The organism is Vibrio sp. 970, from assembly GCF_033339075.1.
This window is the reverse complement of the sequence record NZ_JAWOTW010000388.1, coordinates 1-658: the sequence shown is the minus strand read 5'-3', so window position 1 is coordinate 658 and position 658 is coordinate 1. Positions and strand designations below refer to the sequence as shown.

The 658-nt window shown below is 49.1% G+C and carries 1 protein-coding gene and 1 pseudogene; one reads left to right on the top strand and one right to left on the bottom strand.

Annotated elements, in window-relative coordinates; translation table 11 throughout:
• A pseudogene (locus R7Q11_RS26860) lies at positions 1-215 on the top strand (2,3-bisphosphoglycerate-independent phosphoglycerate mutase); the annotation flags it as partial.
• An 82-nt stretch (positions 216-297) separates the two neighbouring features.
• On the opposite strand, the gene R7Q11_RS26855 reads toward R7Q11_RS26860, so the two are convergent.
• A partial coding sequence (locus R7Q11_RS26855; protein ID WP_225467074.1) for a DMT family transporter occupies positions 298-658 on the bottom strand: 361 nt, incomplete at its 5' end.

Below are 658 nucleotides of genomic sequence, written 5' to 3'. Positions count from 1 at the left end.
CTGCGGACCACGGTAACGCAGAAATGATGATCGACCCTGAAACTGGCGGCGTTCACACTGCACACACTAACCTACCAGTGCCTCTAATCTACGTAGGTGACAAAGCAGTTGAGTTCAAAGAAGGCGGTAAACTGTCTGACCTTGCACCAACAATGCTTTCTCTAGCGGGTCTAGAAATCCCTGCTGAAATGTCTGGTGATGTGCTAGTTAAGTAATTAACTGACGACTCAGAATGACAAAAGCCCGAGTATAAACGCGGGCTTTTTTGTGTCTGGTAATAAGGACTGGTTTGTAAGATTACTGAACCAAAATCCCCGCACCAATCACCGCTAGAGCCGCGCCCAACCAAGCAAATCGGTTTGGTCGGCGTTTAGTGTAAACCCAGAGCAGCGGTAGCAACATGATTGGCGTGGTTGAAGATAGCAGAGCAACCATGCCTACGTTCCCTTCGCGTAGCGCGTAAAGAATTAACGTCATTCCTACGGCCATTGCGAGAAAGCCATTCAACGCCGTAATGCCAAAAACACGCCAAGTAATGCGTTGGGTGGAGCGAGCAACTTTTACTCCAACGATAAGTAATAAGCAGTGCGCAACGAACGCGCTGATCATTCGAATTGCCGATGCAGCGATTGGGTCGACACTGGTTTGCATGACCGGT